This is a genomic window from Kitasatospora sp. MAA4 (genome assembly GCF_029893355.1).
In the GTDB taxonomy this organism is placed as follows: Bacteria; Actinomycetota; Actinomycetes; order Streptomycetales; family Streptomycetaceae; genus Kitasatospora.
This window is the reverse complement of record NZ_JARZAI010000025.1, coordinates 37,527-63,056: the sequence shown is the minus strand read 5'-3', so window position 1 is coordinate 63,056 and position 25,530 is coordinate 37,527. Positions and strand designations below refer to the sequence as shown.

12 protein-coding genes are annotated in these 25,530 nt (G+C 72.9%); all 12 read right to left on the bottom strand.

Going from position 1 to position 25,530, the window contains the following annotated elements; genetic code table 11:
* Positions 1 to 79: 79 nt before the first annotated feature.
* Positions 80 to 1,138, bottom strand: coding sequence for a hypothetical protein (locus tag P3T37_RS28250; RefSeq protein ID WP_280726734.1), 1,059 nt, complete (start codon positions 1,136 to 1,138; stop codon positions 80 to 82).
* Between the two features lie 180 nt (positions 1,139 to 1,318).
* A complete protein-coding gene (locus P3T37_RS28245; protein ID WP_280726733.1) occupies positions 1,319 to 2,056 on the bottom strand; it encodes a 4'-phosphopantetheinyl transferase superfamily protein in 738 nt (245 codons plus the stop codon).
* A 62-nt stretch (positions 2,057 to 2,118) separates the two neighbouring features.
* Positions 2,119 to 2,949, bottom strand: coding sequence for a dimethylargininase (ddaH, locus tag P3T37_RS28240; RefSeq protein WP_280726732.1), 831 nt, complete (start codon positions 2,947 to 2,949; stop codon positions 2,119 to 2,121).
* Positions 2,950 to 2,986: 37 nt separating this feature from the next.
* A complete protein-coding gene (locus P3T37_RS28235) occupies positions 2,987 to 4,273 on the bottom strand; it encodes an MFS transporter (protein ID WP_280726731.1) in 1,287 nt (428 codons plus the stop codon).
* 4 nt (positions 4,274 to 4,277) lie between these two features.
* Positions 4,278 to 11,270: a non-ribosomal peptide synthetase gene (locus P3T37_RS28230; protein ID WP_280726730.1), complete on the bottom strand. Its 6,993-nt coding sequence runs from the start codon at positions 11,268 to 11,270 to the stop codon at positions 4,278 to 4,280.
* A gap of 32 nt (positions 11,271 to 11,302) precedes the next feature.
* A complete protein-coding gene (locus tag P3T37_RS28225) occupies positions 11,303 to 12,298 on the bottom strand; it encodes a TauD/TfdA family dioxygenase (protein ID WP_280726729.1) in 996 nt (331 codons plus the stop codon).
* A gap of 7 nt (positions 12,299 to 12,305) precedes the next feature.
* Complete coding sequence (locus tag P3T37_RS28220) at positions 12,306 to 12,518, bottom strand: MbtH family protein (RefSeq protein WP_280726728.1); 213 nt, start codon at positions 12,516 to 12,518, stop codon at positions 12,306 to 12,308.
* An 83-nt stretch (positions 12,519 to 12,601) separates the two neighbouring features.
* On the bottom strand, positions 12,602 to 13,795 hold the full coding sequence (locus P3T37_RS28215) for a cytochrome P450 (protein WP_280726727.1): 1,194 nt from the start codon (positions 13,793 to 13,795) through the stop codon (positions 12,602 to 12,604).
* Positions 13,792 to 14,565 carry a thioesterase domain-containing protein gene (locus P3T37_RS28210; RefSeq protein WP_280726726.1) on the bottom strand — a complete coding sequence of 258 codons (774 nt, stop codon included), beginning with the start codon at positions 14,563 to 14,565 and terminating at the stop codon, positions 13,792 to 13,794. The genes P3T37_RS28215 and P3T37_RS28210 overlap by 4 nt, the downstream gene beginning before the upstream one ends.
* A complete protein-coding gene (locus tag P3T37_RS28205) occupies positions 14,562 to 16,316 on the bottom strand; it encodes a non-ribosomal peptide synthetase (protein WP_280726725.1) in 1,755 nt (584 codons plus the stop codon). Before P3T37_RS28205 ends, P3T37_RS28210 begins: the two co-directional genes overlap by 4 nt.
* Entirely contained in the window at positions 16,313 to 20,773 is a 4,461-nt protein-coding gene (locus tag P3T37_RS28200; RefSeq protein WP_280726724.1) for an amino acid adenylation domain-containing protein, read from the bottom strand. Before P3T37_RS28200 ends, P3T37_RS28205 begins: the two co-directional genes overlap by 4 nt.
* 86 nt (positions 20,774 to 20,859) lie before the next feature.
* The gene (locus tag P3T37_RS28195; protein WP_280726723.1) at positions 20,860 to 25,503 is read right to left on the bottom strand and encodes a non-ribosomal peptide synthetase; all 4,644 of its coding nucleotides are present in this window, start codon (positions 25,501 to 25,503) and stop codon (positions 20,860 to 20,862) included.
* Between the last annotated feature and the right edge of the window lie 27 nt (positions 25,504 to 25,530).

Below are 25,530 nucleotides of genomic sequence, written 5' to 3'. Positions count from 1 at the left end.
CATCTTGGCGACCGAAAACCGATTGTGACATGGCCTGCGAGCTGGGTGAAGAGAAGGTGGTGGAGATTTGGAGACGTCCCTATTCGTCGATCAGCACCACCTGCACCAGATACGGCATGATCCGCACGACCCGCGGATCATGGTCGAGCAGGACCGCGACCGGTGTCCTGCCCTGACCCCGCAGCGCTTCGTGGGGGTGCGCCCAGCGGACCGGGTCGGCCGGATCCTGGTGCGCGACCGCCGGGGACTCCTGCTCCGGTGTGATCTTCGCGATGGGCAGCGCGGTGTGGGACTGCCAGGCGGCCAGCGCCCGCTCGGTGGCGGTGTGGACGGCCCCGGCGGGGGTGGCACCCGTCGCGATGACCGTGTGCGGGCCGATCCGGATCGCGCAGGCGGGGACGGAGAGCAGCCCGGACAGGTCATGGGCGGCCATCTCGCCCGCCGAGTGCAGCATCCCCAGGACCTGGGCGCCGCGGTCGTCGGCGTCGCAGGCCCGCAGGTCGAGGCGGGGCACCCGGGTCCCGGGGTCGGCGAGCCGCCGCGCGAGCAGCGCTTCGACGTGCTGGGCCAGCGCGGACTCCAGCGCGTCCACCCAGGTCAGTCCGGCTGCCGCTCCGATCGGCGCCCGGTACGGCGTCCGACGGTCCGGGGCCGGGAAGGCCTCCCGGGCGGGCACCCGGCGCAGGGCCCCGGTGACCAGGTCCATCCCCCACACGGTGGGCTCGCCCTCGGCCTGCGCCGGCCGGCTGCGGTCGGCGGCGAGCGTCCCGTACGCGGCGAGACCCGCGAGCGCCGCCGCCAGGCGGGCCGCGTCGCGGTCGCCTCCGTAGCCGGTCACCGCGGCGGTCGGCGCCCCGGCGGGAAGGTCGGGGTCGGCCACGGTGGCCTGGCAGGCCCGGAGCGGGAACTGGGCGAGCCCGCCCTCGCCCAGCGAGCCGAGCGGCCCGAGCAGCCCGAGCGGCCCGAGCGGCCCGGTGCGGGGGGCCGGCGCCGCCACGACGCGGTCGAGCAGTTCCGCGGCGTCCAGCTCGGCGCCGCTGGCGCGCGACAGGAAGGCGGCACGGGCCTCGGCCTCGGTCTGCGCACAGGTCGCTGCGGCGCCGGTCCGGCAGATGTCGTCACTCGGCCGCACACGCATGCGGTGCTCCTGTTTCAGCTGGGCGGAAGTACATGGACGGGTGGCAGAAGCCTCCTGGGTCAAGGAAAGAGGAAAGGGATACGCACGGGATCCACGCCCGATATCCCCCGGCTCTATGCCGCGGCAACGGCGTTACGTGGCGACGGCGTTACGTGGCGACGGCGCTGCGCTGCGACGGTCCTACGTGGCGACGGCGACGGCCGCCGCGTAGCCGGGCGGTGCGGTGATGTCCGTCAGCGTCCACCCGGGCAGGTAGGCCGGCCAGGGTCCGGCTCCGACGTAGTCCTCGGCGGCCGGGACGGCCAGTCCCGTGCCGGTGCCCTTGAGGTAGGCCTCCTTGCGGCACCAGCACCGGCCGAAGGCCGCGGGCCGCTCGGCGTCCGCGAGCGCGGCCAGTTCGAGGCGCTCGCGCGGGTGCAGGGCGGTGCTGATCTCGTCGGCCACCTCGACCTCGATCAGACGCTCGACGTCGACCCCCACCGGAGTCGCGGCGAAGGCGAAGAGCACGAGGTCGCCGCTGTGCGCGAGCGAGAAGTGCAGGTCGGCGCCGGGCACGGCGGGCCGGCCGTGCGGTCCGGCGCAGAGCGGGCAGGGCTCCCGGCCGAAGACGACGGCTGCCGGGTCCGTGCCGAGGTACCCGCTGAGCAGCCGCCGCAGGCCGATGTGGGCGCTGGCGTAGAGCTCCCGGTCCGCGGTCTTGCGGTACGCGGCGTACCGGGCGCGCTCGGCGGCGTCGAGCGTCCGGTACCCGTCGGCGATCGACGCGCGGTGCTCGGAGGCCCACAACTGCCAGAGGTGCGGGCCGCCGCTGGGCACGGCGAGCCCCGCCGGAAGCGGGGCGGTGCCGAGGGTGAGCGGGGTGAGCGGGGTGAGCGATCCATGTCCTGGTGCATGGTCTCGCCGGAGCGTTGTGGACATCAGGCCTCGCGGTCGGTACACGGGTTCACGGGTCGAGCTGGTCAGGTGGTGCGGGTCAACACTCAGGCGCGGTCGCGGATTTCGAGGGTGCAGCACTTCACGCTGCCGCCGCCCTTGAGCAGTTCGGACAGGTCCATCCCGATCGGCTGGAAGCCGCGCTCGCGCAGCTGCTCCATCACACCGGTGGCGGCCTCGGGCAGCACCACGTGGAAGCCGTCGCTGACCGCGTTGAGCCCGAACACCTCGGCGTCCTCCTCGGCCACCAGGATCGCGTCGGGGAAGAGCCGGCGCAGAACGGCCTGGCTGCCCGGCGAGAACGCCTCCGGGTAGTACATGATCTCGTCGCCGTCCAGCACGGTCAGCGCCGTGTCGAGGTGGTAGAAGCGCGGGTCCACCAGCTCCAGCCCGACCACCGGGCGCCCGAACAGCTCCTGGGCCTCGGCGTGTCCGTCGGGAACGCTGCGGAAGCCCTTGCCGGCCAGCAGCCAGCTCGCGGTGGTGAGGAAGTCACCCTCGCCCTCGTTCACGTGGATCGGGTCGTGCGTCACCTGGTAGCCCTGCTCGCGGAACCACTCCAGGTAGGCGGGGCCTTCGGCGGCGCGCTCCGGGTTGCGGAACCGGGCGCCGAGCACCTTGCCGTCCACCACCGTCGCGCCGTTCGCCGCGTACACCATGTCGGGCAGGCCGGGCAGCGGGTCGATCAGGTCGATCTGGTAGCCCAACTCCTGGTACAGCGCCCGGAGTCTCTCCCACTGGGCGACCGCGAGGCCGGAGTCCACCGGCTTGGCGGGGTCCATCCAGGGGTTGATCGAGTACGTCACGTCGAAGTAGGTCGGGCGGCACATCAGGTAGCGGCGCGGACGGGGGGTCCGGACCTGCGTGGTCTGGCTCATAGAACAACTCCCAAGATAGGTACGGATGGAGAAGGACTCACGCCTCGGTGCGGCGCGGGAAGTCCCGCAGGGTGCGGATCGGGCCGGCCAGCAGGACGAGGCCGGCGGTCAGCAGGACCAGGGACATCACCCAGATCGTGTTCCTGCTGTCGATGAGCTCTCCCAGATAGCCGCCCAGCAGGGCGCCGAACGGGATCGACCCGTAGTTGACGGTCGAGGCACTCGCCCGGATCCGGCCGAGCATCTCCGGCGGGCAGTAACTCTGGTAGAAGCTCCCGGCGATGACGTTGGCGCAGACCACGCCACCGACCGCGACCGCCCAGGCGAGCACGCTCAGCGGCAGCGGCAGGCCCCGCCCGGCGCACGGCAGCAGGACGATGAAGGGCGCGATGACCAGCTGGCAGAGCAGCAGTCCGCGGGCGGTGCCGAATCGGCGGGCGACCTTGCGGGCGAACATCGCCCCGGCCAGCCCGCCGACGCTGACCACCGCGAACACCGCGCCGACAGCGCTCGGTTGCAGGCCGACGCTGCGGACCAGGAACACCACCTGCACGGCCTGGATGCCGTTCAGGCCCAGGTTCGCCAGCGTGGCGAAGCAGGTGAGCGTGCGCAGGTACGGATCGCGGGCGACGAACCGGATGCCCTCGGCGATCTCGCCGCCGATCCCGCGCCGCTCGGCGGGCGCCCGCTGCTCCTCGACCGCCGTGATCGAGCGCAGGCAGAGCGCGGAGACCAGGTACGTGACGGAGTCCAGCAGCAGCCCGCTGACCGCTCCGAACACCTGCGAGAGCACGCCCGCGACGCCGGGGCCGGCCACGTCCGCGGCCGACTCGCCGCTGCGCAGCTTGGTGTTCGCCTCCAGCAGGTCCGACTCGGCGACCAGGGAGGGGACGACTGCGCCGTAGGCGGTGGTGAAGAACACCTTCGCCGTACCGGCCGCCACCGCCACGAGCAGCAGTTGAGTCATCGTCAGGACGCCCAGCCAGGCGGCCAGCGGCACGCTGGCGAAGAGCAGCATCAGGGCCAGGTCGCTGACCAGCATCACCCGGCGCCGCGGCCACCGGTCGACCCAGGCGCCGGCCGGCAGGCCGATGAGCAGCCACGGTATCCAGGCTGCCGCCGTCAGGACTCCCATCATGACCGGGCTCGCGTTCAGGACGACCACGGCCACCAGGGAGAGCGAGACATGGCCGACGGCGGTCCCCAGACCGCTCGTCGTCTCGCCGATCCACAGCCTGCGGAAGTCGTGCTCGGCCCACAGGCCCCAACGGCCGCGTGCGGCCACCGGTTTCGCCACGGCCGGTGCTACGGACAGTTGTGTCATCGCACTACGCTCCGAACTTCTCGGCGAGGACGGACCCGATCAGGCCGATCTGGTCCGGCTGGGTCATCGCGCCGTGGTCACAGGCGAGTCGGTGGCTCTCGATCCGGCCGGTGAGGTAGGGCCGCCAGGCCTCCTCGTAGGGCCAGTCGGCGGGCTTGTCCGAGGTGGCGCCGAAGAACACGGCCTCACCCTGGTAGCGCCCGGGGACGTGCTCGTTCAGCAGTCGGTGGTTGTCGGTGAAGACGCCGGGCAGCGAGTGCGCCGCCTCGCCCAGCATGGCCTCCAGGCCGGCGAATCCCCGCGATGCGGCGGGGTCGTGGCCCAGCGAGGTCAGCAGGGCGGCCAGGCTGTCCGAGGGCTCGTCCGCGAGGTCCTGGCGGACCTCCGCCGCTACGGCGGGGTAGCCGTCCAGCAGGGCGAGCAGCGCCACCTGCTGGCCGTCGGCCTGCAGCCGGACCGCCATCGCGTGGGCGACCACGCCTCCGAAGGACCAGCCGAGCAGGTGGTAGGGGCCCTGCGGCTGCACCGAGCGGATCTGCCGCAGGTAGTCGTCGGCCATCTCCTCGACGCTCGCCGGGGGCGCCCCCTTCAGGCCCCTGGCCTGAAGGCCGTAGACCGGGTGCGCGGCGTCGACGTGCCGCAGCAGGCCGGAGTAGACCCAGCTGATCCCGGCGGCCGGGTGCACGCAGAACAGCGGTGCACCCGTGCCTCCCGGCCGCAGCGGCAGCAGTACGTCGAGCGGGTCTCCCGAGCCGCCCGCGTCCAGTTGCTCCAGCAGCTCCGCCACCGTGGGCGACTCGAACAGCTCGCGGATACCCAGCTCGGCGCCGAGCACCGAACGCACCCGGCTGAGCAGCCGGGTGGCGAGCAGCGAGTGGCCGCCGAGACCGAAGAAGCTGTCGTCGATCCCGACCGAGTCGAGCCCGAGCACCTCGGCGAACAGCCCGCACAGGAGCTCCTCGCGCGGGGTCCTGGCGGCCCGGCCCGAGGACACGGCCGCGTAGTCCGGCGCCGGAAGCGCCTTGCGGTCCACCTTGCCGTTCACGCTCAGCGGCATCGCGTCCAGCACCACGACGGCGGCCGGCACCATGTAGCCGGGCAGTTCCTCGGCCGCGAACAGGCGCAGGTCCGACGGGAGTTCGGGGTTCTCGGTGACCGCCGTGCAGTAGGCCACCAGCCGGCGGTCGCCGGCCCGGTCCTCGCGGGCCACCACGACGACCTGTCCGACCCCCTCGTGCCGGCCGAGCGCCGCCTCGACCTCGCCCAACTCGATGCGGAAGCCGCGCAGTTTGACCTGGTCGTCCACCCGGCCCAGGAAGTCCAGCGTGCCGTCCGGCCGCCAGCGCGCCAGGTCACCGGTGCGGTACATCCTCTCGCCGTTGCCGAACGGGCAGGCCACGAAGCGTTCGGACGTCAGCCCCGGCCGGTTGTGGTACCCGCGGGCCAACCCGATGCCCGCCACGTACAGCTCGCCCGGCACACCGACCGGAACCGGCTGGAGTCGCTCGTCCAGGACGTAGGTCCGGGCGTTGGAGATCGGTCCGCCGATCGGCGGGCTGTCCGAGCCGCTCAGCGGGGTGCTCACCGTCGCGCAGACCGTGGTCTCGGTCGGGCCGTACGCGTTGATCAGCTGCCGGCCGACCGACCACTTCGCCACCAGCTCACCCGGCGTCGCCTCACCGGCGACCATCAGCACCCGCACGGACGGCAGTTGCTGCGGCGACATCACGGCCAGCGCGGCGGGCGCGATGATCGCGTGACTGACCCGGTGCTCCGCGATGAGTGCGGCCAACTGCTCGCCGGCGGCCAGCCGTTCGGCGGGTGCGAGGACCAGGGTCGCGCCGGTGAGCAGAGCCATCATCGTCTCGGCGAGGGCGGCGTCGAAGCTGGGCGAGGCGAACTGCAGCATCCGGTCGCCCGGGCCCATCAGGAACTGGACCGCCAGGGAGTCGACCAGGCTGCTCACACCCACGTGCGAGACCATCACGCCCTTGGGGCGGCCGGTCGAACCCGAGGTGTAGATCACGTACGCCCGGTGGGCGGGAAGCAGGGGCGCGCGCCGCTCGGCGTCGGTCGGGTCGGTCGCGGGGAGGGCGGCCAGGTCGAGCGTGTCGAGCAGCAGGGTGGGAGCCGGGTTCCCGGCGGGGATCGCCGCGGCGCTCTGCGTCGTGGCGACCAGCAGGGCGGGGCCGCAGTCCTCCAGCATGTGGGTGATGCGCGCGGTCGGGTACCCCGGGTCGACGGGCAGGTAGGCGCCGCCGGTCTTGAGGACGGCGAGCATCGAGACCACCATCTCGACGGAGCGCCCGAGCACCAGGGCGACGGTCCGCTCCGGGCCCGCACCCCGCTCGATCAGCAGGTGCGCGAGGCGGTTGGCGCGGGCGTTGAGCTCCGCGTACGTCAGCTCGACGCCCTCGAAGACGAGGGCCGTCCCCTGCGGCGTCCGGGCGACCTGCGCCTCGAACTGCGCGGGCACGGTGCCCGAGGGCACCTCGGTGGCGGTGTCGTTCCACTCGGTGAGGATCCGGTGGCGCTCCTCGCCGGTGAGGACGTCCGCCGAGGCGATCTCCTGGGCGGGATCCGCCGCCACCGCCCGCAGCAGCCGCTCCCAGGCGGCGGCCAGCCGCTCGGCGGTGGACCCGTCGAAGAGGTCGGTCGCGTACTCCAGGGCGCCGGCGATGCCCGCCGGGGAGCCGTCGGCCAGGCGGTGCTCGGTCAGGTTCGCGGTCAGGTCGAACTTGGCGGTGCCGAACCCGGCGGGCTCGAACTCCGCCGTGACGCCCGGGAATTCCAGGTTCGCCTCAGCGGTGTTGTTGAACGCGAGCATCACCTGGAAGAGCGGGTGCCTGGCCAGCGAGCGGACCGGGTTGAGCTCCTCCACCAGCCGCTCGAACGGGACGTCCTGGTGGGCGTAGGCGGCCAGGTTGGTCGCCCGGACCCGGGCCAGCAGATCGGCGAAGCTCGGGCGGCCCGAGAGGTCCACCCGCAGCACCATGGTGTTGGCGAAGAAGCCGACCAGGTCGTCCAGGGCCTCGTCCATCCGCCCGGCAACCGGCGCGCCGATCGGCACGTCGTCGCCCGCGCCGAAGCGGCTCAGCAGCGCGGCCAGCGCGGCCTGTAGCACCATGAAGAGCGTGACGCCGTTTTCCCTTGCCAGCTCGGCGAGTTGGGCGTGCAGCGCGGCGTCGAGTTCGAGCGGGACCAGCTCGCCCCGGTAGCTGGGCACCGGCGGCCTCGGCCGGTCGGTGGGCAGCGCCAGTTCGTCCGGCAGTCCGGCCAGGGCGCCCTTCCAGAAGGCCAGTTGGCCGGCGAGCAGGCTGTCGGGGTCCTCGTCGGAGCCGAGCAGGTCCTGCTGCCAGAGGGTGTAGTCCGCGTACTGGACGGGGAGCGGCTCCCAGCCGGGGGCGTCGCCGTCGCAGCGCGCCGCGTAGGCCGCCGCGAGGTCGCGGAAGAGCGGGTCCAGGGACCATCCGTCGCTGGCGATGTGGTGCATGACCAGGACCAGCACGTGCTCGTCGGTGCCGTCGGCGCGCAGGTAGGCGTGGAACGGCAGGTCGACGGCGGTGTCGAAGACGTGGCCGAAGACGTCGGAGACCGAGCGGTCGGTGCGGGTGAGCAGCGGACCCGTGGGTCCGGCCAGCACTTCCTGCCGCGGGACGCCGCCGGTTTCGGGGAACACCGTGCGCAGCGCCTCGTGCCGGGAGACCACGTCACCGAGCGCGGCCTCCAGCGCCGCCGTGTCCAGGCGGCCGCGCAGCCGCAGGGCGAGCGAGACGTTGAAGGAGGCGCTGGGGCCCTCGACCTGGCCGACGAACCAGAGCCGGCGCTGCGCGAACGAGAGCGCGAGCGCCTCGGGGCGCGGCTGCGGCCGCAGGGCCGGCCGGGTCCGGTCACCGGAGAGGCGCTCGCCCAGTTCGGCGACCGTCGGCGCCTGGAACAGGTCGGCGATCCCCATCTCCAGGCCGAGGACCGCGCGCGCCCGGCTGGCCAGCCGGGTCGCCAGCAGCGAGTGGCCGCCCAGCGTGAAGAAGTCGTCGTCGATCGAGACCGAGCCGACGCCGAGCACCTCGGCGAACAGCCCGCACAGGATCTCCTCCCGCGGGTCGCGGGCGGACCGGCCCGCCGTCCCGGACGCCAGGTCCGGGACGGGCAGCGCCTTGCGGTCGACCTTCCCGTTCGCGTTCAGCGGCAGCGCGTCCAGCACCACCACCGCGGACGGGACCATGTAGACCGGCAGCGAGGCGGCGGCGAACCGCCGCAGCTCCAGGGCCAGTTCGGGTACCTCACCGGAGGGCGTGCAGTAGGCGACCAGCCGCAGATCGCCGGGGCGGTCCTCGCGGGCCATCACCATGAGCTGCCCGACGCCCTCGTGCCGTCCCAGCACCGCCTCGATCTCGCCGAGTTCGATGCGGAAGCCGCGCAGCTTGACCTGGCCGTCGACCCGGCCCTGGAACTCCAGCACGCCGTCCGCGCGCCAGCTCACCAGGTCACCGGTCCGGTACATCCTCTCGCCGCTGCCGAACGGGCAGGCCACGAAGCGTTCGGCCGTCAGCGCGGACCGGTTCCAGTAGCCGCGCGCCAGCCCGGCGCCCGCCACGTACAGCTCACCGGGCGCGCCGGCCGGGACCGGCTGCAAGCCGGCGTCCAGGACGTAGAGCCGCATGTGGTCCAGCGGGCCGCCGATCGGCACCCGCACCCCGGTCAGATCCGCGCCCGACAGCTCCTGGAAGGTGGCGAACGTGGTGGCCTCGGTCGGGCCGTAGACGTGGGCGAGCAGCAGGTCGGGGCAGGCCTCGCGAACCCGGCGCATCAGGCTGGGCGACGCGGCCTCCCCGCCGGTGGAAACCGTCCGCAGGCCGGCGAAGGACTCGGGGCTCTCCTCGGCGACCAGGTCGAAGAGCGCCTTGGTGAGGAAGAGACCGGTCACCTGGTGACGCGCGACCACCTCGCGCAGCCCCGACGCGTCGAGGCTTCCCGGGGGTGCGACCACGACCGCGCCGCCCGAGAGCAGCGGCACCCAGATCTCGTAGGTCGCCGCGTCGAACGCGTGCGGCGAGTGCAGCAGGATCCGGTCGTGCGAGCCGTCCGCCCAGCGGTGGTCGGCCGCCAGGTCGGCCACGTCGCGGTGCCGGACGGCCACGCCCTTGGGCAGACCCGTCGATCCGGAGGTGTACATCACGTAGGCGAGCTGGTCCGGGTGGACGGTGACGAGCGGATCGGCCGTCAGCTCGGGCAGGGCGTCCGTCAGGCGCACCACGTGCGCCGTGTGCTCGAACCCGACCTCGGCCCGGTCCGTCAGCAGCACGGCGGCGCGGGTGTCGGCGACCACCAGGGCCATCCGCTCCGGCGGGAAGCTGGTGTGCATCGGCACGTAGGCGCCGCCGGCCTTGACGATGGCCAGGGTGGCCACCACCACGTCCGCCGAGCGCTCCATCAGCATCGCCACCGGCGTCTCGGGCCCGACGCCCAGGGCGATCAGGTGGTGCGCGAGCCGGTTCGCCCGCGCGTTGAGCTCCGCGTAGCTGAGGTCGACCTCGCCCGCGACCGCGACGGCCGCGGGAGTACGCGCCACCTGCGCCTGGAACAGCTGCGCCAGCGAGGCTGCCGCCACCGCGGGCGCCGTGGTCGCGTTCCACTCGGTGAGGATCCGCGACCGCTCGTCCTCCCCCAGGATGTCGATCCGCCCGATGGTGGTCCGCGGGTCGGCGGCGGCCGCCGCCAGCAGCCGGCCGAGGCGGACGGTCATCGCCTCGACCGTTCCCTCGTCGAACAGGTCCGCGGTGTACTCCACCGAGCCCGTGATCCCGGCGGGGGCGCCGTCCGGGCCGAACACCTCCTCCATGCCGATGTTGAGGTCGAACTTGGCGACCCTCATCCCGATCGGCTCGGCCGAGGTCTCCAGACCGGCCAGGTCGAGCCGCGCGGGGTCGTTGTTCTGCAGGACCAGCAGCACCTGGAACAGCGGGTGCCTGGAGAGCGAGCGGACCGGGTTGATCTCCTCCACCAGCCGCTCGAACGGAACGTCCTCGTTGGCGTGGGCCTCCAGGTGCGTCTCGCGGACCTGCGCCAGCAGCGCCGCGAACGTCGGGTCCCCGGAGGTGTCCGTGCGCAGCACCAGGGTGTTGACGAAGAATCCGACCAGGTCGTCCAGCGCGTCGTCGGAGCGGCCCGCGACCACGGACCCGATCGGCACGTCCGTGCCGGCGCCCAGACGGGTGAGCAGCGCCGCCAGACCCGCCTGCAGCACCATGAACAGGGTCACCCGGTGGCTGCGCGCAACGCCGAGCAGGGCAGCGTGCAGTTCGGGGCCGAAGCGGAAGCCGAAGGCGTCGGCCTCCTTGCTCGGCACCGGCGGCCGGGGGCGGTCCGTCGGAAGCGTCAGCTCCTCGGGTATCCCGGCCAGGTTCCCGCGCCAGTAGTCCAGTTGACGGGACAGCAGGCTGTCCGGGTCGGTGTCGCTGCCCAGCAGCTCGCGCTGCCATGCGGCGTAGTCCGCGTACTGCACCGGCAGCGGCTCCCACCTGGGAGCCCCGCCCGCGCACCGCGCCGTGTACGCAGCCGCCAGATCGCGCAGGAACGGCCCCTGCGACCAGCCGTCGCCCGCGATGTGGTGGAGCACCACCAGCAGCACGTGCTCCTCGGCACCCAGGCCGAAGACCGTGACCCGGATGGGCAGTTCGGTCCGCAGGTCGAAGGTGCAGGCCGCGGCCGCGTCGCGCAGTGTCGGATAGTCCTCCGGTGAGCAGTCGACCGCCTCGAAGCGCGGCTGCGCCTCGTGGGACGGCACGACCTGCTGCACGGGAACACCCGCGAGAACCGGGAACACCGTGCGCAGCGCCTCGTGCCGCTCCACGACATCGGCCACCGCGTCCCGCAGCGCGGGGATGTCCAGCCCGCCGCGCAGACGGACGGCGAACGGCAGATTGTAGAGCGGGCTCGGCCCCTCGATCTGGTCGACGAGCCAGAGGCGCTGCTGCGCGAACGAAACCGGAATCACGATTCTTCCTTCACATCACTGAGCAGGAGGTGTCAGACGGCGGAGGCTGCGGGGAGCACGCTGGGCTTGCAGTCCAGGACGTCGACGGGCTCGCCCATCACGACGGCGATCTTGCGGTCACCGCTGAAGGGGTCGCGGCCGTGCGTGGCGAGGATGTTGTCCACGAGCATCACGTCGCCCTGCTGCCAGGTCTCCCGCACGGTGGCGGCCGCGTAGGCCGCGTTGATCGTCTCCACGTCCTCGCGGGTGAGCGGCTCGCCGTCGCCCATGCCGGTGTTGAACGGCAGGCCGTCGGAGCCGAACAGCTCGGTCATCGCCTCGCGGATGTCCGGCTCCAGCGACCACTCGTTCCAGAACGCCATGTGGTTGAACCACACCTCGTCGCCGGTGACCGGGTGGGTGATCGTCCCCGGGCGGAGCTGGCTGGTGCGCAGCGAGCCGTCCTCACGCCACTCCATGGCGATGTGGTTCTCCGCGCAGTACTCGGCGACCTTCGCCGGGTCGTCGGTGGCGAACGCGGTGCGCCAGTCCAGCGAGACGTACTCGGAGTAGTTGCGGGTGAGCGTCCAGCCGGACGACTTCATCCGCTCCACCAGCCGCGGCGGCAGGGCGTCGAGCACCTTGCGGACGTCCGCGGTCGGGGTGGCGCCGCCCACCGGCGGGGCGATCAGGCAGGCGAAGAGCAGCAGACCGGGGAAGGTCAGCGTGTAGCTGTTCTCGTTGTGCATGTGGATCGACTGCGCGGGCGGCAGGTCGGTGGACGAGGAGACGCCGTTGCCGAAGTCGCTGCGCGGGGTGGCCTTCTCGCGGTACGGGGTCCGGGTGGGGACCAGGATCTCGCGGATCCTGGCGACGTCCGCACTGTCCGCGACGGGCAGGCCGCGCAGGAACACCACGCCGTACTCGTGCAGGCCCGCCCGCAGGTCGGGGGCGGCCGTCTCCAGCCAGGCGCACGCCGCGTCCATGTCCGTCACGCCGGACACCTGCGTCAGGGCCGGCCGGCCCGGGTTGATCTCCCAGTTCAGCATGGCCGGGTCACTGCCGCTCGAGCGTCGCGACGAGGCTGGCCGGACGGATGTCGGTCCAGTTCTTCTCGATGTAGCCGAGGCAGCCCTGGCGGGTGTCCTCGCGGTGGGTGGCGAACCAGCCCTCCGGCACCTCGATCCAGGCCGGCCAGAGCGAGTGCTGGTTCTCGTCGTTCACCAGCACCAGGTACTTGCTGTTGTCGTCCTCGAATGGGTTCGTCATGGTGGTGACCTCCTTGGTTGAGTCGAATCTATGGGCGCCGCGGTGCGGACATCCGGCAGAAGAGCAGGCAGAAAACCGGTGGCTCAGCGGGCGATCAGGCGCACCGGGAAGTGGTCGAGCCCGAAGTTGATGATCGAGCGGTTGTGCACCGGCGGCCCGGTCGGCACGATCTGCGCGACGCGCTCCAGCGCGGCCGAGAACAGCGCGCTGAGCTCGGCCTTCGCCAGCGGCGCGCCGATGCAGTAGTGGGCGCCCAGGCCCAGCGCCAGGTGCCGGTTGGGCGACCGGTCGAGGATGATCTCGTGCGGCCGGTCGAAGGCCGCGGGGTCGCGGTTGGCCGCCCAGGTCCAGACGACGACCCGGTCCCCTTCGCGGACCTGGTGACCGCCGAGCACCACGTCCCGGCTGGCGGTGCGCAGCGTGTGCAGGCCGACCGAGGTCCAGCGCAGCAGCTCGTCCAGCGCGGGGCCCATCTCGGCCTCGCCGGACTGCAACTTCCGCCACAGCTCCGGATGCTGAGTGAGCGTCAGCAGGCCCATGGCCGCCGTGTGGCGCACGGTCTGGACGCCGCCGACGACGATGTTGTCCAGGTTGAGGACGACGTCCTCCACGGGCAGCAGCCGGCCGCCGACCCGGTAGGTGGCCATCTTGCTGATCAGGTCGTCGCCCGGCTTGGCCCGGCGCATCATCACCTGGTGCAGCAGGAACGGAATCAGCTGCTGGTGGCCGGCCCGGCGCTCCTCGGCCGTACGTCCCAGGAACGCCTGGTCGCAGACCCGGACGACCATCTCGCGGTCCTTGGCGGGGACGTCGAGCAGGTCGCACATCACCGCCAGCGGGAGCGCGGAGACGGCGTCCGACAGGTCGACCTCGCCCAGCTCCATCGCCTTGTCGAAGATCTCCCCGGCCAGCTCGGTGATGCTCCGGGAGGCGTTGCGCGCGCCGCTGGGCGAGAAGAACGGCACGGCGGGGGTGCGGAGTTCACGGTGCCGGGGCGGGTCGGACAGCGCCATCATGCGGCCCGCGCCGGCCGGGGTGACGCCGACTCCGGCGCCGAGCAGCGAGCCGCCCTCCGAGCTGTACGTCGCGGTGTCCTTCAGGACCTCGCTCGCCAGGTCGTAGGAGAGCACCGACCAGACGGGACCGTCGTCGGCGGTCTCCATCCGGTGCACGGCGCCCTCGGCGCGCAGGCCGTCGACGATCTCGGCGATGTCGGGCCGGGCCCACAGCGTCGGGTCCGTCAGATCGACCCTGGTGGTGGTCATGGTGAGGCTCACTGGTGCTCCTTCAGGGAGGTCTGCGCCGAGCGGCGCCCGATGATCGAGGTCAGCAGGTCCACCGGGCCGCGGTCGTCCACGGTCGCCAGCAGGTGCCCGCCGGGGACCACCGACAGGCCGAAGTCGCCGGAGGTGTGCTGGGCCCAGCCGGCCAGCTGGCCGGGGTCGAGCATCGGGTCGCCGTCGCCCGCGATCGCGTACAGGTCGGTGTCGAGCAGCGGGGACGGCCGGTAGCGGTAGGTGTTCTTCACGTCCAGGTCGCTCTGGATGGCGGCCAGCGCCATGTCGCGCAACTCCGGTTCCGCCTCGATCAGTTCGCCCATGCCCGCAAGCCGCAGCAGGTCGGCCGCGGCGCGGCCCTGCGGCATCGTGCCGGTCCAGGCGCTGGGCGGCGCGGCCGAGGCGGCCACCACCACCTGGGGGCGCAGCTCCTGCGGCAGGGCCCGGGCCACCTCGTAGCCGAGCAGGGCGCCGAAGCTCTGCCCGTAGAAGCCGAAGTCGCCGCCCAGGTGCGGGGTCAGCTCCTCGACCAGGGTGCGGACCAGCAGGTCGAAGGTGGCGGGCATCGGATCGCGCCGCCGCCCCCCGCGAGCCGGCATCCGCAGCGCCCAGACCTCGGCGAACGGGGCGATCGCGTGGGCCAGTCGGCGGTAGGCGGTGGCGTCACCGCCGGCGTGCGGGAAGCAGAACAGCCGGTACGGGCGGTGCTCCTGCGGCGCCGGCACGAGCAGCCAGTCGCCCTCGGCCCTCGGCCGCGCTCCGGTGATCACCGGACACCGCCGCCGGCGCCGACCAGCGACGGACGCTTGGCGACGCCCGCGCGGGCGGCCGTCCGGACCGACTCGGTGAAGTCGGCGAGGTCGCGGGAGTCCAGCAGGTGGCGCAGCTGGAGCTCGGCGTTGAGCTTGCGGCGCAGGATGTGCACGACGCGCAGCGCGGCGAGCGAGTGGCCGCCCAGCGCGAGGAAGTCATCGGTCGGCTCGACGGTGGCCAGGCCGAGGACGGTGCGCCAGACGTCGGCGACCTGCTCGTCCAGAGAGGCGTCCGCGGCGGGCGCGGCGGCGGCCGGTGCGGCGGCCGGGATCGGCAGGGCGGCGTGGTCGACCTTGCCGTTGGGGGTGAGCGGCAGCGCGTCCAGGATGGTGACGCCGGAGGGGATCATGTGCGCGGGCAGCACCGCGCGCAGGTGGTCCAGGATGCCCGCGGCCGTCGGGGAGGCCGTGCCAGTGGTGACGTAGGCGATCAGCCGCTGGTCGCCGGGGGCGCTCTCGTGCACCGTGACGACGCCTTCGGCGACCTCCGGGTGCCGGGTCAGGGCGCCCTCGATCTCGCCGAGCTCGATCCGGTAGCCGCGCAGCTTGATCTGCCGGTCGACGCGGCCCGCGTACTCCAGGACGCCGCCGGCGGCGATCCGGGCCCGGTCGCCGGTGCGGTACATCCTTGCCCCGCCTCCGGCCGGGTCCGCGACGAAGCGCTCGGCGGTCAGGCCCGGGCGGTTCACGTAGCCGTGGGCGACGCCCGGCCCGGCGATGTAGACCTCGCCGGTCACGCCGTCGGCCACCGGCCGCAGCGCCTCGTCCAGCACCCGCACGCTCACGCCGGGCAGGGCGGTGCCGATGTGCGGTCCCTCACCGGTGATCCAGGCGGCCGTGGAGTCGACGGTGCACTCGGTGGGGCCGTAGAGGTTGAGCGCCTCGATGCCACCGGTGGCGATCTCCTGCCAGGTGCTCGCGGGAACCGGCTCGCCGCCCATGAAGAGGCGCGGGGTGCGTCCGGTGAGCGGCTCGCGCAGCAGCTCCCAGTGCGAGGGGGTCAGGTCCAGGTCGGTGACGCCGTGCTCGTCCAGCAGGGCGGCCAGCGCGACCGGGTCGGTGCGCCGCGCGTCGTCGATGACGACCAGGGTGTCGCCGCGGCAGATCCGCGCCCACTGCTGGACGGAGGCATCGAAGGAGACGCTCGCGTTCCAGCCCACCACGCCCGCCTCGGGGCGGTACATGCCGTTCTCCTCCAGGCCCGCCAGCAGCGAGGCGACATTGCCGCGGCTGACCTCGACGCCCTTGGGCCGGCCGGTGGACCCGGAGGTGTAGATGACGTACGCGGGGTCCAGCGCGGTGAACGCCACAGCCTCGGCCGGGGCATGCGCCGCCGCCGTGCGGAGCGTCGCGACGCCCTCCGGCAGCGTCACGGCTGCCGCGTCCGCGGTGATCAGCAGCGAGATGCCGGAGTCCGCGGCCATGTAGGCGAGGCGGTCCTGCGGGTACGAGGGGTCGAGCGGCACGTACGCCGCCCCCGCCCGCCACACCGCGAGCAGCGCCACGACGAGCTCCGCGGTCCGGGGCAGGTGCACCCCGACCCGGTCGCCGCGCCCGATGCCCCGGCTCTGCAGCGCCCCGGCGAGTTCGGCGGTACGGCGCTCCAGCGCGGCGAAGGTCAGCTCACCGTCGACGGCGCGCACGGCGGCCCGGTCGGGGGTGGCCTCGGCGGCCTTCAGGAAGCGGGTCAGTGCGTCGGTGTGGGTCATCGCGAGAACCTCTGCTCGGTGGTGTGCTGCATGTCGGTGGTCGCGGCCATCTCCTGGAGGGCGGCCGCGTAGGCGTCGATGAACCGGTCGGCGAGGGCGTCCGGGACCACGGACCGCTGGTGGTCCACGGCCAGCAGCACGCGGTCCGAGACCGGGTCCTGGATCAGCGAGGCGCCAAAGGCGAAGCTGTTGGGCTCGTGGCGCAGGGTCGGCTCGCAGCCGATCCGACCGTCCACGATCTGCGCCGAGCCCAGCTGCCCGAGGGCGTGGAAGCGCAGGTAGCCGAACTGGCTGTCCAGCTGGGTGTCGGACATCAGCCGGGCCAGCCGGGCGAACGGCACCCGGCGGTGCGGCATCATGTCCAGCTCCTCCTGGTGCACTGTGCGCACCAGGCCCAGCAGGTCGTCGCCGGACGGCTCGCAGACCAGCGGAACGGTGTTGAGGAACAGGCCGTAGGTCTCGATGCCGCCGCGGCGCTCCAGTCGCCCGTTCATCGCCAGGCCGGTGGTGACCTTGGTCAGGCCGGTGATCTGCTGGAGGGCCCGCATGTGGGCGGCCAGCGCGACCGACTTGATCGGGACGCCGGCGGCGTCGGCGACCTTGCGCAGCTGCTCCGGTGCGTCGGGCAGCACGCGCTCGACGGTGCGGGGCAGGTCGTGCGCGTCGCCCGCACCCGTCCACAGGGCGCCGCTGACGCCGGCGAGCTTCTGGCGCCAGTACGCCAGCGACTGCTCGTCCTTCGCCGCCTCGCGCTCGACCGCCACGAAGTCGCGGAAGGTGGAGCCGGGGGGCGCGGCGGGCGCGCTGGCCGGGTCGGCCGCGAGGGCGGCGTGCCGGTCCAGCAGCTCGGCGAGGAAGGAGGTGAAGCTCCAGCCGTCCAGGATGGCGTGGTGCTCGGAGATGGTGAGCTGGAAGACGGCGTCCTCCAGGCGCTGCACCGTGATCCGGAACAGCGGCGGCTCCATCAGGTCGAACGGCGTGCCGCGGTGCTGGTCGAAGACGGTGTGGACGGCGGCGTCCTGGGCCTGCGCGTCGGCGCCGCGCAGGTCCTCGAAGCCGACGGGCAGCGGCAGTTCGCCGTACACCAGCTGGAGCGGCTCGTCGTAGCCGGAGATGTCCAGGCCGGTGCGCAGCACGGGGTGCCGCGTCATGACCTCGGCGACCGCCCGGCGGAACGCTTCCTCGTCGAGGTCGGAGGCGATCCGGTAGCTGTTGACGTTGTGGTAGCTGTCGGTCGACCCGGCGATCTCCATGTGGAAGATCATGCTGAGCTGCATGGAGACCATCGGATAGGCGTCCGCCAGGCCCTCCGGCAGCTCGGCCCGGATCGCGTCGTCCAGCAGTGCGAACGGCACGTTGTCACCGGCGCTACCCGCGACCGGGCGGGCCAGCGGGACGAGGGCGGCGATGGTCGGGGCGTTGAAGACGTCCCGCAGCGAGACCGCCCAGCCCTGGTCGTGCAGCGCGCCGGCCATCTGGACGGCCCGGATCGAGTCGCCGCCGAGGTGGAAGAAGTCGTCGTGGACGCCTATGTCGGCAACGTCCAGCACCTGCGACCAGACGGCGGCGAAGAGCACCTCGGCCGGCGTGCGGGGCGCGACGTGCTCGCCCTGCGCCACCGTGCGGACGCCCGGGGCCGGCAGCGCGGCCCGGTCGACCTTGCCGTTGACCGTCAGGGGCAGCGTCTCCAGCACGGTGACGCTGGCCGGGATCATGTAGTCGGGAAGCGAGCGGGACAGGAACTCCCGTACGCCGTCCGGTGATCCGCCGGTGACGTAGGCCGCCAGACGCTGGTCGTGCACGGTCACCACGCAGGCGTCCACGTCCGGGTGCGCGCTCAACGCGTTCTCGATCTCGCCCAGTTCGATCCGGAAGCCGCGCAGCTTCACCTGGAAGTCCGCGCGCCCCACGTACTCCAGGCCGCCGCCGGGCAGCCGCCGCGCCACGTCGCCGGTGCGGTACATCCGGGCGCCCGGCGTCCCGCCGAACGGGTCCGCGACGAAGCGTCCGGCCGTCAACTCGGGCCGCCCCCAGTAGCCGTGGGCCAGGCTGCCGCCGCCGATGTACAGCTCACCGGGGACGCCCACCGGGCAGGGCCGCAGCCAGTCGTCGAGCACCATCGTGCTCAGGTGCGGCATCGGGGCGCCGATCAGGCTGCGCTCGAAGCCGTCCGCCGTGCCGACCACGTCGTGGGTGGTGACGTGGACGGTGGTCTCGGTGATGCCGTACAGGTTGCACAGCCGCGCCGGGGGCAGCGGGTCGAGGGCGAACCAGCGCTGGACGACGTCGGGGTCGAGCGCCTCACCGCCCAGCATGATCCACTTCAGCGACGGCAGCGCACGCGGGCGCTGGCGCAGGGCCGGCTCCAACTGCCGCAGCGCGGAAGGCGTCAGGCACAGGTTGGTGACGCCCTCCTCCTCCAGCAGCTCGGCGAACTCGGCGGGCGAGCGGCTCGTGACGTACGGCACCACGACCAGGCGGCCGCCGTGGTGCAGGGCGCCCCACATCTCCCAGACCGTCCAGTCGAAGGCGTAGCTGTGGAAGAGCGTCCACACCTCCTCGGGGCCGAAGGCGAAGTGCTCGGCGCCGGCCGCCATCAGGCGGCTCACGTGCTCGTGCGCGACCGCGACGCCCTTGGGCCGCCCGGTGGAGCCCGAGGTGAAGATCGTGTAGGCGACGTCGCCGGGGCGGACCGCGACGCCGGGCCGGTGGGCCGGCATGGCGGCGATCTCGGCTGCGCGCTCGGTGAGTTCGTACGTGACCCAGGGGCCCTGCGGCACCCGCTCGGGCCGGTCGGTGAGGACCAGGGACACCTCGGTGTCACCGAAGACCATCGCCGCGCGCCCGGCGGGGGCGGTCAGGTCGACCGGCACGTAGACGGCGCCGGCCTTCAGCACCGCGAGCACCGAGACCAGGATGTCCGCCGTGCGGTCCATCAGCAGCCCGACCCGGTCGCCGGCGCCGATGCCGGACGCGATCAGGGCGTGGGACAGCCGGTTGGCGCACTCGTCCAGCTCGGTGTAGCTCAGCGAGCGGGTGGCGTCGCTGAGCGCGGTGCGGCCGCCGTGGGCGTCGACCGCCTCCTCGAAGAGCTCGTGCAGGCAGCGGCCCTCGGGGATGGCGACCGGCGCGCTGGCCGCCGCCTCCCGCTCCGGGGTGGTGAGGCGCAGGATCGTCGCGTCGCAGTCGTCCAGCGCGGCCGTCAGCAGGGTCTGCCAGTCGGCGGTCATCCGGCGGACCGTCTGCGCGTCGAACAGGTCGGTGCTGTACTCGACCTCGCCGCGCAGCTCGCCGTCGTCGAAGACCGACCAGGTCAGGTCGAACTTCGTGGTGCCGTTGGAGAACACCTGGCGGTGCGCCTCGGCGGGGCCGAACTTCAGCGGCTCGTGGTCCTCGGCGTGCGCGCCGAACACCACCTGGACGAGCGGGGGGTGCTGGGCCGAGCGGTCCAGGGCCAGCTGGTCGACGATCTGGTCGAAGGGGACGTCCAGGTAGGAGTACGCGTCGAAGGCGCTGTCCTGGACCTGCTGGAGCAGCTCGCGGAAGGTCATCGTCGCGCCGAGCCGGACCCGCAGCGGCAGCAGGTTGACGAAGTAGCCGACCAGGTTCTCGAGTTCGGGCCGGTTGCGGGTGGTCACCGGCGTGCCGATGACCATGTCCTCGACGCCGGTGTAGCGGTTGAGCAGGACCGCGAAGGCGGCCAGCTGCACCATGAACGGCGTCACGCCCTCGGCCTCGGCCAGCTCCCGCACCCGCGCCGCGGTGCCCTGCGTCAGCCCGAACGGCTCGGTGTGGCCCCGGTAGGTCTGGGCCGACGGACGCGGCCGGTCGCCCGGAAGCTCCAACAGGACGGGCGCGCCGTCCAGTTCGCGCTTCCAGTGGGTCAGGTGCTCCTCGAAGGAGGCGTTCTCCTCCTCGACCGCGTAGTCGGCGTACTGGGTGGTGAGCTCCGGCAGCTCGGGCCGGCGCCCTTCGACCAACGCGGTGTAGATCTCGGCCAGTTCCTGCTCGAACACGCCTGCCGACCAGCCGTCCCACACGATGTGGTGGACGACGATCACCACGGTCGTCGCGCAGTCGCTCCGCAGCAGGGCGGACGCCCGGATCAGCGGTCCCGTCTCCAGGTCGAAGGGGGCCGCGGCCGCGGCGGCGATGACGCTCTCCGCCCGCTGCGCGCGCTCGTCCTCGGACAGCTCCCGCAGGTCGGTGACGGCGAGGGGGACGGCCGCCGGCGCGTGGACCAGCTGGCGCGGGCCCTCGGTGTGCAGGGCGAAGGTCGTCCGCAGCGCCTCGTGCCGTGCGCTCACGGCGGCCAGGGACTGCTCCAGCAGCGCCAGGTCGAGCGCTCCCGCGAACTCGAAGATCCACGGGATGTTGTAGGTCGCTGCCTCAGGGTTCCATCGGTCGAGGAACCACAGCCCCCGTTGCAGCCCCGACAGCGGGGCGATGCGGGTCACGTCTCCAGATGCGGTCAATGTCCTTCTGCCTTCCTTGGTTCCTTCGGTGTCGCGCGATGTCGCACGGTGTCGCGTCCGTACCGGCCCTACATGGCCATCAGCCGCTCGGCGATGGCGCTCACCGTCTTCGCCCTGAACACCAGGTGCGGCGGGACCCGGTGGCCGGTCTCGCGCGACAGCCGCATCGCGACCCGCACGGCGGCCAGGGAGTTGCCGCCGATCCGGAAGAAGTGGTCGTCCCGGCCGACCTCGTCGATGCCGAGGACCTCGCGCATCGCCTCGGCCACCAGCAGTTCCGCCCCGGCCAGCGCCTGCTCACCGGCGGCCGCCCTGCCGCCGCTCGACGGTGCGGGCAGCGCGCGGCGGTCGACCTTGCCGTTGGCGTTCAGCGGCAGCGCGTCGAGGATGTCGAGGGTGGCCGGAATCATGTACTCCGGAAGCCGCTGGGACAGGCAGTCGAGGATGACGTCGGCGGCCACCGGCTCGGGCCCGGTCGTGACGTAGGCGGCGAGCCGCCGGTCGCCGGGGGTCGGCTCGTAGACGGTGACCACGCATTCCCGCACATCCGCATGGCGGTTGAGGACGTCCTCGATCTCGCCCGGCTCGACGCGGAACCCGCGGATCTTGAACTGGTCGTCGATCCGCCCGGTGATCTCCAGCGTGCCGTCCGCCGTCCGGTGGCCGAGGTCGCCGGTGCGGTAGAGCCGCTCACCCGGACGGCCGTGCGGGTGAGCGACGAAGCGTCCGGCGGTGAGGCCGGGCTGCCCGACGTACCCGTACGCCAGACCGCCGCCGGCGGCGTAGAGCTCGCCGGTCACGCCGGGGCCGACCGGCTGCAGTTCGGCGTCCAGGACCTGGATGTCCTTGCCGGCCAGCGGGCGGCCGATCGGGATGGACGACGCGGTGACGTCCTCGGCGGTGACCGTGTGGCAGGTGGTGAAGCCCAGGCTCTCCACCGGGCCGTACCCGTTGCCCACCCGCAGCCCCGGGTAGGTCTCCAGCGCCTTGGCGACATGGGTCACCGAGGCGCGCTCCCCCGCGGTGAAGGCGGTCCTGACGTGGCTGAAGGTCGCCGGGAACTCCTCCAGGAGGAAGTTGAACAGGCTTGCCGACAGCTGGAGTTGGGTGACGCCGTGGCGCAGGGTCAGCTCGGAGATGGTCTGCGGGTCGGGCCGCTGGCCCGGCTGGAGCACGCAGACGCCGCCGAAGACGAGCGCGCCGTACAGCTCCAGCGCGAAGGCGTCCCAGGAGACCGGGGAGCACTGCAGCCACACCTCGTCCGAGCCGAAGCTCGCGTAGTCCTGGCCGAGGTAGGTGGTGGTCAGCGCCCGGTGCGGGACCGCAACGCCCTTGGGGCGCCCGGTGGTTCCCGAGGTGAACATGACGCAGGCCAGGTCGTCGCCGGTGGCCGGCAGCCCCGGGTCCTGGTCGGAGCAGCGGGCGACCTCCTCGGCCACCGCGTCCAGGTCGAGGAACTCGGGTCCCTGGAAGGGCGGCGCCTGGTGCCGGTGGGTGAGGACCAGCGCGGAGCCGCAGTCGGCCACCGCCCCGGCGAGCCGCTCGGCCGGGAAGTCCGGGTCGAGCAGGGTGTAGCCGGCGCCGGTCTTCAGCACCGCGAGCAGCCCGGTGACCAGGTCGAAGCCGCGCTCCACCAGGATCGCGACGACCGAGCCCCGGCCGACACCGCGGGCGGCCAGCAAGTGCGCCAGCCGGTTGGCCCGCGCGTTCAGCTCCGCGTAGGTCAGGCCCGCATCGCCGAACACCAGCGCGGTGGTGGCCGGGGTCCGCGCGACCTGCGCCTCGAACAGGCTGTGCGCCGGCGCCTCGACCGCGACGGCGAGGGTGGACATCCAGCTGTCGCAGAGCTCCGCCATCGTCGCCTCCTCGAACAGGTCGCAGTCGTACTCGAAGCGGCCGGTGAAGTCGGTCCCCCGGTCGTCCACCGAGATCGACAGGTCGAACCGCGACACGGCGTTGCTGTGGATCGCCCGGGAGACGGAGGTGCCGTCGATGGTCAGCGGGCGGGTGTCCAGCGGGTGCAGCTCCAGCAGGACCTGGCAGAGCGGGTCGCGATCCTCACGGTCCGCCAGCACCAGGCCGGTGATCTCGTCGTAGGGGGCGTCCTGGTGGCGGTACCCGCCGATCGAGACCTCGCGCACATGGCGCACCAGCTCGCGGAACGAGGCGCCGGACTCGACCTTCAGGCGCAGCGGCAGCAGGTTGATGAAGTAGCCGATCATGCCGGACAGTTCGGTACGACTGCGGACACTCACCGGCGCCCCGAGGACCATGTCGTCCTCGCCGGAGCGGCGGTGCAGCGTCAGCGCGAGACCGGCCAGCAGCACCATGAACGGCGTGGCGTCCTCGCTGCGCGCGAACTCGCGCACCGCACGCGCGACCGGCCTCGCCATGGCGAACGAGTGGTGCGCGCCGCGGAACTCCGGGAACTCCGGGCGCGGGTGGTCGGTCGGCAGCACGGGCGACTTCGGGGCGTCCCGCAGGTGCTCGGCCCAGTAGTCGAGTTGGCCGCTGTCGTCCTGCTCCTCGTACTGCTGGGCGCTGTAGTCGGCGTACTGCGCCGGGAGTTCGGGCAGCATGTGCGGCCGCCCCTCGCGCAGCGCCTCGTAGATCTCCTGGAGCTCGTTCTCCAGGACCGGCAGCGACCCCTCGTCCCAGGTGATGTGGTGGACGACCAGCACCAGGGTGAGCGCGCCGTCCGGGGTGCGGATGGCGTGGGCGCGCAGCAGCGGACCGGTCTCCAGGTCGAACGGAAGGGTCGCGGTCGCCTCGACCAGCGCGCCGATCCGCTCCGCCGGGGCGTCGGTGACCTCGAAGGGCACCGGCATCCGGTCGTGGATGATCTGCTGAGGGCCGGACTCACCGAGCAGGAAGGTGGTCCGCAGGCTCTCGTGCCGGGAGGTGATGATCTCCAGAGCCGCGTGCAGCAGCTCGGGATCGGCCGGACCGGCGAACCGGAACACCCACGGCACGTTGTAGGTGGCCAGACCGGGGTTCCACTGCTCCAGGGTCCACAGGCCGCGCTGGAACTTCGACAGCGGGGCCTCCCGCAGCCCGGCCCGGGTCAGCGGCGGGCGCTCGCCGCCCTCCGCGGCGGTCACGGCCGCGGCGAACTCCGAGAGCGTCGGCGCGTCGAAGATCGTGTAGGGCGAGATCATGCCGAACACGTCGAAGACCCGGCCCACCACCCGGACGGCCGTCAGCGAATCGCCGCCGAGGTGGAAGAAGTTGTCGTTGGCGCCGACCTCCGGAACGCCCAGGATGTCGGACCAGACCGCAGCGATCAGCTGCTCCGCCGGTGTGCGCGGCGGCAGGTAGCCGCGGCGCTCGGCCGCCTGGGCACCGGGCACCGGCAGCGCCGCGCGGTCGATCTTGCCGCCCGCCGTCAGCGGGAACTCGTCCAGCACGGTGAGGCTCGCCGGGATCATGTGCTCGGGCAGCCGCTCGGCCAGGAAGCCCCTGACCTCGGTGTACTCCGGCGACGCGCCGACGGTCCCGGTGGCGTAGGCCGCCAGGCGGCCGTCGTGGGCGACCACCACGCAGCCGGCCACGCTCGGGTGGGCGGCCAGTGCCTCCTCGATCTCGCCCGGCTCGACGCGGAACCCGCGGATCTTCACCTGGTGGTCGCTGCGCCCGACGAACTCCAGGCCGGCGCCCTCCGAGGCGCGGCGGACCACGTCTCCGGTGCGGTACATCCGTGCGCCGGGGGCGTCGGAGAAGGGGTCGGCCACGAAGCGCTCGGCGGTCAACGCCGTCCGGCCCCAGTAGCCCTGGGCGACGGCCGGGCCGCCGATGTAGAGCTCGCCGGCGGTGCCCGCCGGGCACGGCCGCAGCTTCTCGTCCAGCACGTGGGTGGTGCGCGGGCCGACGGCCGCGCCGATCGGCACCAACTCCCCGTCGATGCCTGCCGAAAGGTCCTGGACGGTCGCGGTGATCGTCGTCTCGGTGGGGCCGTAGGCGTTGAACAGCGGGACGCCGGTGAGCTCGCGCCAGGCAGTGACGGTGTCGGGGTAGAGCCGGTCGCTGCCGGAGATCATCAGGCGCAGCGTCCGGGGCGCGGAGCCGTGCTCGCGCAGCGCGGTGACCACCTCCTGGAAGTACCCGGCGGACAGGTTGGCGACCGTCACGCCCTCCGCCTCCAGCAGGCCGAGCAGCTCGGCGGGCGCCAGCAGCGGCTTCGCCGGGATCACCACGCAGGCACCCGCGCTCAGCGCGGTGAGGACCTGCTCGACGGCCACATCGACGGTCGGCCGGGCGAAGTGGAGCACCACGTCGTCCTCGGTCACGCCGAACAGGGCGGCGGCGGAGGCGATGTGCACCGACAGGGCGTCGAGCGACACCAGGACGCCCTTCGGGCGGCCGGTCGTCCCCGAGGTGTAGATCAGGTACCCGGCGCAGGGAGCCGCCGCCGCGAGCGGGGCGCGCTCGCTCAGCACACCGTCCGTCAGCAGCAGCGTCGCACCGGCGTCGGCGAGGATGAACTCGGTGCGCTCGGCCGGGGCTTCGGTATCCAGCGGCAGGTAGATGCCGCCGGCCTTGAACACCGCCAGCATCCCGATGACGTAGTCGATCCGGTCACGGCTGGCGACGGCGACGACCTGGCCCGGCGCGATCTGTCCGGCGAGCGCGCCGCTCTGCTCGTCGAGCTCCTGGTAGGTGACGGTCCGGCCGTCGCGGCGCACCGCGGGCCGTGCCGGATGGCAGCGCGCCATCGATTCAAAAGGGATACCGAATGAGGA

Bases quoted from the DNA above. Each gene is read 5' to 3' on its own strand.
- P3T37_RS28235 (WP_280726731.1), bottom strand. From the start codon at position 4,273: ATGACACAACTGTCCGTAGCACCGGCCGTGGCGAAACCGGTGGCCGCA.
- P3T37_RS28220 (WP_280726728.1), bottom strand. From the start codon at position 12,518: ATGACGAACCCATTCGAGGACGACAACAGCAAGTACCTGGTGCTGGTG.
- P3T37_RS28195 (WP_280726723.1), bottom strand. From the start codon at position 25,503: ATGGCGCGCTGCCATCCGGCACGGCCCGCGGTGCGCCGCGACGGCCGG.
- P3T37_RS28225 (WP_280726729.1), bottom strand. From the start codon at position 12,298: ATGCTGAACTGGGAGATCAACCCGGGCCGGCCGGCCCTGACGCAGGTG.
- P3T37_RS28245 (WP_280726733.1), bottom strand. From the start codon at position 2,056: ATGTCCACAACGCTCCGGCGAGACCATGCACCAGGACATGGATCGCTC.
- P3T37_RS28250 (WP_280726734.1), bottom strand. From the start codon at position 1,138: ATGCGTGTGCGGCCGAGTGACGACATCTGCCGGACCGGCGCCGCAGCG.
- ddaH (WP_280726732.1), bottom strand. From the start codon at position 2,949: ATGAGCCAGACCACGCAGGTCCGGACCCCCCGTCCGCGCCGCTACCTG.
- P3T37_RS28205 (WP_280726725.1), bottom strand. From the start codon at position 16,316: ATGACCCACACCGACGCACTGACCCGCTTCCTGAAGGCCGCCGAGGCC.